This is a genomic window from Endozoicomonas sp. Z74, assembly GCF_057680865.1.
Genome location: NZ_JBLYZI010000067.1, coordinates 23,726 through 30,493, shown reverse-complemented (window position 1 = coordinate 30,493; position 6,768 = coordinate 23,726). Strand labels below are relative to the sequence as shown.

Genomic DNA, 6,768 nt, shown 5'->3' with positions numbered 1-6,768 from the left:
GTGGTTAAACCCTGCCACTTTCAAGTAAGTTTTTGGTGGATTATCCACCAAAAATTGCAGGGGCTAGGCTGCTTTTGCGATCCCAAAAGATGAATTTATCAAATAGCTGGGGTTGTTCGCACCTTCCAAAGGCGGCCTGACTGAGATCGATGGTTGAAAAGTCAGTGCTGGAGGCAATCAAGCCGACCACGATGTACAGCAGAACACTGCCCATATGATCAGACCCTTTGGTTTTGTTCAGGGGGGTCATACTTCCGATAATCCCTGCAACGGTTGCCAGAATAACGACCCAGCCACTGCCACTGAAGAAGCTTCTAAGGCCTGACATTACGTTTTCGTCGGTTAGCCCGCCAGGATTGACCACCTGCTTACCCAGGACCAGGACAATACCGGCCACACCCATGCCAATACCAATGGTGATCATGAAATCCATGAAGGTGTAGTCACGCTTGTCTTCTTTTTTAAAAGCGTTGAAATTGATCTTTTCGATAATGGAATCCACTTCCTGGCTGTTTGCCCTGGAGAACCGGTTGAAAGCATGGCGCATTGGGGCAAAGGAGATCATCAGCACCAGCCAGAAGGAGGCACAAATGTTGTCCATCAAAAAGGCATAGGTCAGTGCCTGAGAGCCATCCGCAACGCCCAGCCCCTGCTGGGTGGCTGCCATGTTGGTGGAGCCGCCTACCCAGGACGAGGACAGTATGGAAAAGGTCTGCCAGGCATCGGCCTCAAAACGGCTTTTAAAGCTGATAAATACAATAACAAAGCCAATCAGAACGCTGGCGGTTACCGCCAGAAAAGACGCGAGTAGCTTGGGACCCAGCTTGAACACATCACGAATATCGTTCTTCAGCAGCAGCAGGAACAGCATCATGGGAAGCAGGTAGTATTTGAGGCTGCCAATAAAGCTGCTGATTTCAGGCGTCAGCTGCCATATTTTGAGTGACGCACCGATCATTCCGCCAAAATAAATAAACGTCAGCGCAGGTATGACTTTGAATAGCTTGAGATTAAGGTTTTTCTCGCAGTAGAGGACGGCTGTTATAAACAGCACAAGTAAAGAAAAAAAACTGTAGACATTTGTGATCACAGGCCATTCTCTCCAACACAAAATACTGATAAATGTCAGCAACAAGGGAAATAACAACGCTCGATAGCCACAATACGGGAAAAATCTTTGTGAAAGGATAGGTGTTAGTGCCTGATGTTTTTTGAACAACTGTGTCTGGTGCTCAGAAAGTAGAAAAAAACCCCTATGGAGGTTGGGGAAAGCGAAGGTCGTTTTTTTATGGGGGGGGGAGTAAGTGAAAACTATTGGCACTATCGTTTTTTAAAGATAAAAGTTGCGCATAATCATGGTTTTTGCGAAAAACATCTGGTCAAGGGATCAACCCATGCTCAGCCATGGACAGTATCTCCCCTCTGCCCACGACCATATGATCAAGCACCTTGATCTCCACCAGTGATAAAGCTTCAGTCAGCCGACCGGTGATATCAACGTCTGCCTGGCTGGGCTGTGGGTCACCGGATGGGTGGTTATGGCAGAGAATCAGGGAGGCGGCATTCAGGTGAAGCGCCTGTTTAACCACCTCTCTCGGGTGCACCGTAGCGGAATCAAGGGTGCCCTGAAACAGGGTCTCCAGGGCGATAACCCTGTGTCGTGTATCCAGGAATAGACAGGCAAACTCTTCCCGCTCCACCCCCTGAAAATGCAACTGTAGATACTGACGGGTGGCTTCCGGGCTGTTGATAATATCGGTCTGGGTGACTTTCCGGCTCAGCATCCGGCGGCACATCTCAAGGACAGCACTGACCTGGGTGCTTTTGGCGGGTCCCAGCCCTTTTACTTTGAGCAGCTGCTGGTGCTGTGCACTCAGAAGCCGGTCGAGTCCGCCAAAACGGGTAATCAGGTTCTGGGCCAGCTGGATGACGTTCATACCCTGGCAACCGGTACGCAGGAACAGGGCCAGCAGTTCCGCATCGGTCAGGGACTGGGCGCCCAGGGCCATCATTTTTTCCCTGGGGCCGTTTTTGTCTTCCGCCAGAGGCGGTTGTGAAGGGCTCTCAGCCTTTTTGTCAGAACGATTGTGGTGGCTTCTCATTGGGTACCGACCCGGTTTCGCTGTTAAGATGGAACCCATTCAGACAAAATAATCGCCATTTAATTCCCTGACATGACTGTTTACTGGCGCAGAGAGGCTGGTATTGAAGGCCAGGCAACGTGAAGCTGTTCTTTACAGGGGTAACCCATGCAACGCACTGCGGGCTATGTCGGGACACTTTTTGGCGTGATCAGGAAAGGTACCTGCACTCTATGCAAAGGCTACGAAATAAACGAGTTGTACTGGGGATCACCGGTGGTATAGCGGCTTATAAAAGCGCTGAGCTGGTGCGGTTGCTGGGGAAGCTGGGGGCGGATGTCCGGGTGGTCATGACCCGGGCGGCCTGTGAATTCATCACTCCCCTTACCCTTCAGGCCCTGTCCCATAACCCGGTTCATCTTGACCTCCTTGATGCCAAGGCAGAGGCGGGCATGGGGCATATTGAGCTGGCCCGCTGGGCGGATGTGGTTCTGGTTGCCCCTGCCACCGCTGACTTTATGGCACGACTTGCCGGTGGTCATGCGGATGATCTGCTGACCACCCTGTGCCTGGCAACCAGTGCGCCACTCTGCCTGGCACCGGCTATGAATCAGGGAATGTGGCGCGATGCCAAAACCCAGCAGAATTGTGAAGAACTGCTGGAACGCGGTGTGCGCCTGTTTGGTCCTGCCGATGGCAGCCAGGCCTGTGGTGATGTAGGGCCGGGACGGATGATTGATCCGGAACTGATTGTTGAGCACGTGGCAGAGTTATTTACCCATGACATCCTCAGCGGTATGAAGGTCATGATTACCGCTGGAGGTACCCGGGAGGATATTGACCCTGTGCGGTACATATCCAATCACAGCTCCGGAAAAATGGGGTATGCACTGGCTGAGGCTGCGGTAGAGGCGGGCGCTTCTGTGACACTGATCAGTGGGCCTGTGAATCTGGAAACACCGGACCGGGTCAGGCGGGTGGATGTTGTCAGTGCCCGGGATATGCTCCAGGCGGTGCATGATAACCTGGATGACGTGGATGTGTTTATCGGGTGTGCGGCGGTCAGTGATTTCCGTCCTGTCGAAGTGGCCAGGGAGAAAATCAAAAAAGACCCGGATAATGGCAGTGACTATCTGGACATCCGGCTGATTCGTAACCCGGATATCATTGCTTCCGTTTCTGCCCTGGAAACGCCGCCTTTTGTGGTGGGCTTTGCCGCAGAAACCCAGAATGTTCTGGGCTACGCAGCAGACAAGCTGCGCCGGAAAAAAATGAACCTGATTGTGGCCAATGATGTAGCGGATCAGACCATCGGCTTCAGCAGTGACAGCAATGAAGTGACGGTTCTGGGTGAAGACCTGGAAGAGCCGTTGCCAAAAGCATCGAAGAAAGTGGTGGCCCGCAAGCTGCTGAAGATCATGGCGCGCCGTTACCGCAAATGGAAAAGAGCGTCTGAGGACGCACATGCTGGTTCAGATTCTGACGATCTGGCAGCCAGTGAATAATACAAGGAGAAACCCTATGGCCACTTTTGATAAGCCTGTGCCTGATAAGACGGCTTCTGAAAAGAAAACCCTTAAAACCCGAATCCTGGATGATCGCCTGGGCACAGAGTTTCCCCTGCCGGCTTATGCCACTGAAGGATCCGCCGGAATTGACCTGAGAGCCTGTGTTGAAGTGCCGGTCACTCTTGAACCCGGGCAGACCGAGTTGCTGCCAACGGGGATGGCAATCCATATTGAGGACCCTTCTCTGGCGGCCATGATTCTGCCTCGCTCGGGTCTGGGTCATAAACACGGTATTGTGCTGGGTAACCTGGTTGGGTTGATAGATTCCGATTACCAGGGGCAGCTGATGGTTTCCTGCTGGAATCGGGGGAACACGACATTCACCGTTAACCCGGGCGAGCGCATTGCCCAGCTGGTTCTTGTCCCTGTGGTGCAGGCAAGCCTGGAAATTGTGGACAGTTTTGATGAGACTGACCGGGGAGCTGGTGGATTTGGTAGCTCTGGAAGGCATTAATCCTCCCGTGTATACAGCCTCAAGATAGCAGACGGTGAGTCTGCTATCTGGTAACCTGCCCTGCGTGCCAGCCTCTTGTCGGGTTGCTCTTTTCACCCTGTGCCAGAACAACCAATTTCATGTCTCTCAGGAGGAGTAATGGATAAGCCTGCCCTGTCTTCCCAGGAAATCGCCACAGTACTGACAGAAGCCCTGCCCTACCTGCAGCGATACGCCGGTAAAACCGTAGTGGTGAAGTATGGCGGCAATGCCATGGAAAGTGATGAACTGAAAAACAGTTTTGCCCAAGGGGTGGTTCTGCTTAAGGCCGTCGGCATCAATCCGGTGGTGGTTCATGGCGGTGGCCCCCAGATTGGCAGTATGCTGGAGCGGCTGAACATTGAAAGCCGTTTTGTTCAGGGCATGAGGGTGACCGACTCCAATACGATGGATGTCGTGCAAATGGTGCTGGGTGGTCTGGTCAATAAGGAAATTGTCACACTGATCAATAACAATGGTGGCCGGGCCATTGGGGTGACCGGTAAGGATGGGCGTTTCATCCGTGCAAGGCGCCTGAAGGTCACACAGCACACACCGGAAATGACCGCCCGTGAGATCATTGATATTGGCCAGGTGGGTGAAGTGGAATCTATCGACACTGATATCATCAGCATGTTGCAGAACTCCGATTTCATCCCTGTTGTGGCTCCTATTGGGGTGGATGCAGAGGGTGCCTCGTACAACATCAATGCCGACTTGGTGGCGGGTACACTGGCCGAAGCCCTTGAAGCGGAAAAGCTGCTGCTGTTAACCAATACTGCGGGCCTGCTGGATAAAGAAGGCAAACTGATGACGGGGCTGGATACCGGGCAGGTAGAAAGCCTGATTGCGGATGGCACTATTTATGGGGGTATGCTTCCCAAGATACAATGTGCCCTCAATGCCGTGAAACAGGGTGTTAAGACCGCTCATATCATTGATGGCCGGGTGCCCCACGCCGTTCTGCTCGAATTGTTGACTGACCGGGGTGTCGGTACCCTGATTACCGGAGATAGTGTTTAGTACTCATAATGGATATGCCTCAGAAAATTTCTCGCAAGCAGCAGATTCTTGAAGCCCTGGCCCATATGCTGGAAACGGCTCCGGGCACGCGGATCACGACATCCGCCCTGGCCAGGGAAGTGGGGGTCTCTGAAGCGGCGCTCTATCGACACTTTCCCAGCAAAGCCAAGATGTTTGAGGGGTTGATCGAGTTTATTGAAGAAGCCCTGTTCTCAAGGGTTTCCCTGATTCTGGCGGAAGAGCAATCCGTGTCGGTTCGCTGTGAAAAGATGCTGATGCTGTTGCTTGGGTTCTGCGAGAAAAACCCGGGCTTAACCCGGATTCTGACCGGTGATGCCCTGGCGGGAGAGACCGAACGGTTGCGATTACGGGTGATTCAGTTGTTTGAACGGTTTGAAACACAGATCAAGCAAATACTGAGGGAAGCGGAGATCAAAGAAGGTGTTCGAACCGCCATGACTGTCGGAGTGACCGCCAATCTGCTGATGGCCGCTGCCGAGGGGCGGGTAGCCCAGTATGTTCGCAGCGAGTTCAAGCGGATGCCTACCCAGGGCTGGTCCGATCAGTGGCAGCTGTTGTCGGCAGCCGTGTTTCATTCCTGATCCATTCTAATGCTGAATTCTGGATGGGGCTCTCCTGGATTCGGGAGAGCCTTTTCAAGAGCGATGCAGGCTCACTGTTTTTCCGTCAAAGAGAATCTGCAGTTCCGTTTCCGTTGCTTTGAGCACCCGTATGCGTTTTTCTTCAGAGACGCGTTTGCGGGTTTGTTGACCGACAGTGTCTTTTTCCAGCTTCTGGTTGATGGAGAGGATGATGCGGTTGCCGCTGAGCACCCAGTGGCCGTAACTCTTTGAAGAGGCATGGGAGCCCAGTTTCTGGAAAAAAGAGTCAAAGGCGCCGCTGGCATCCAGATTCCAGTCAAGGGCTACGTCTTCCCGGATGCGCCATTTGCCAACCAGCATTTCCGAGGATATGGGAGTGGTGTCCGGGCTTTTCAGGCTGATCAGCTCTTTCAAACGCTCGGCGGATGTCGTGTACTGTTGTTTCAGGGCCACTTTTTCCTGGACGTACTGAACCCTTCGGTTTCGATAGTCTTTTCTCTGACCGGTCAGGTTGTTGACCTCGTCCTGAAGGTATTCAGGAGCCTTCTCGCCCGCTTTCAAAAGCTGTTTCTGCTTTTCATCAAGGCTTTTTTTAACGATGGCTTCCAGGTTTTTCATTTCCTGGATTTTCTGGTCCAGTTGTTTCAGTTTGCGGCCCATGGCGGCGTAAATTTCATCAGGGGTTCCGTAGAGGTCAAGGAGCTCCTGGTCCTGCCTGGCCTGTTGCTCCTGTTCTGCCTGGATCTGTTCAAGGGCCTGGAGTTGTTCCTGCTGCTCGCTGGTCAGCCGTGGAGGAATCTGTTTAACCAGGCTGCCGTACTGGTCAAGGATTGAATAGCCATTCTGGATGTACTCGCTGGGTATACTGGAGGCGATAACCGTGGTGCCCTGGTTGTTTTTGTACTTGTAAAGGTTCTGCGCCATGGCTGGCGCAGAAATCATAGAGAGAGCCAACAGCCATAAACGGGCCCAATGTCCGATCGACACCTTTGCTTCCGGTTTTCCAGAAAGGAGTGTTATAG

General features: G+C 52.7%; 7 protein-coding genes. 4 read left to right on the top strand and 3 right to left on the bottom strand.

The genetic code is table 11. The features are described 5' to 3' along the window. Window positions 1-40: 40 nt before the first annotated feature. Both ACNRUY_RS17710 and radC read right to left on the bottom strand, forming a co-directional pair. Window positions 41-1,054, bottom strand: coding sequence for a DUF819 family protein (locus ACNRUY_RS17710; RefSeq protein WP_488112978.1), 1,014 nt, complete (start codon window positions 1,052-1,054; stop codon window positions 41-43). Window positions 1,055-1,379: 325 nt separating this feature from the next. Next, on the bottom strand, window positions 1,380-2,102 hold the full coding sequence (gene radC, locus ACNRUY_RS17705; protein WP_488112977.1) for a RadC family protein: 723 nt from the start codon (window positions 2,100-2,102) through the stop codon (window positions 1,380-1,382). A gap of 212 nt (window positions 2,103-2,314) precedes the next feature. Here radC and coaBC point away from each other — a divergent pair, with 212 nt between their 5' ends. The 4 genes from coaBC (at window position 2,315) to slmA (ending at window position 5,746) form a co-directional block, all read left to right on the top strand. Next, complete coding sequence (gene coaBC, locus ACNRUY_RS17700) at window positions 2,315-3,586, top strand: bifunctional phosphopantothenoylcysteine decarboxylase/phosphopantothenate--cysteine ligase CoaBC (RefSeq protein ID WP_488112976.1); 1,272 nt, start codon at window positions 2,315-2,317, stop codon at window positions 3,584-3,586. A gap of 16 nt (window positions 3,587-3,602) precedes the next feature. Continuing rightward, complete coding sequence (gene dut / locus ACNRUY_RS17695; protein ID WP_488112975.1) at window positions 3,603-4,103, top strand: dUTP diphosphatase; 501 nt, start codon at window positions 3,603-3,605, stop codon at window positions 4,101-4,103. Between the two features lie 138 nt (window positions 4,104-4,241). Further along, the gene (argB, locus tag ACNRUY_RS17690; protein WP_488112974.1) at window positions 4,242-5,144 is read left to right on the top strand and encodes an acetylglutamate kinase; all 903 of its coding nucleotides are present in this window, start codon (window positions 4,242-4,244) and stop codon (window positions 5,142-5,144) included. Window positions 5,145-5,152: 8 nt separating this feature from the next. After that, a complete protein-coding gene (slmA, locus tag ACNRUY_RS17685; protein WP_488112973.1) occupies window positions 5,153-5,746 on the top strand; it encodes a nucleoid occlusion factor SlmA in 594 nt (197 codons plus the stop codon). Window positions 5,747-5,800: 54 nt separating this feature from the next. Here slmA and ACNRUY_RS17680 read toward each other — a convergent pair whose 3' ends face one another. After that, the gene (locus tag ACNRUY_RS17680; protein WP_488112972.1) at window positions 5,801-6,733 is read right to left on the bottom strand and encodes a hypothetical protein; all 933 of its coding nucleotides are present in this window, start codon (window positions 6,731-6,733) and stop codon (window positions 5,801-5,803) included. Window positions 6,734-6,768 lie beyond the last annotated feature (35 nt).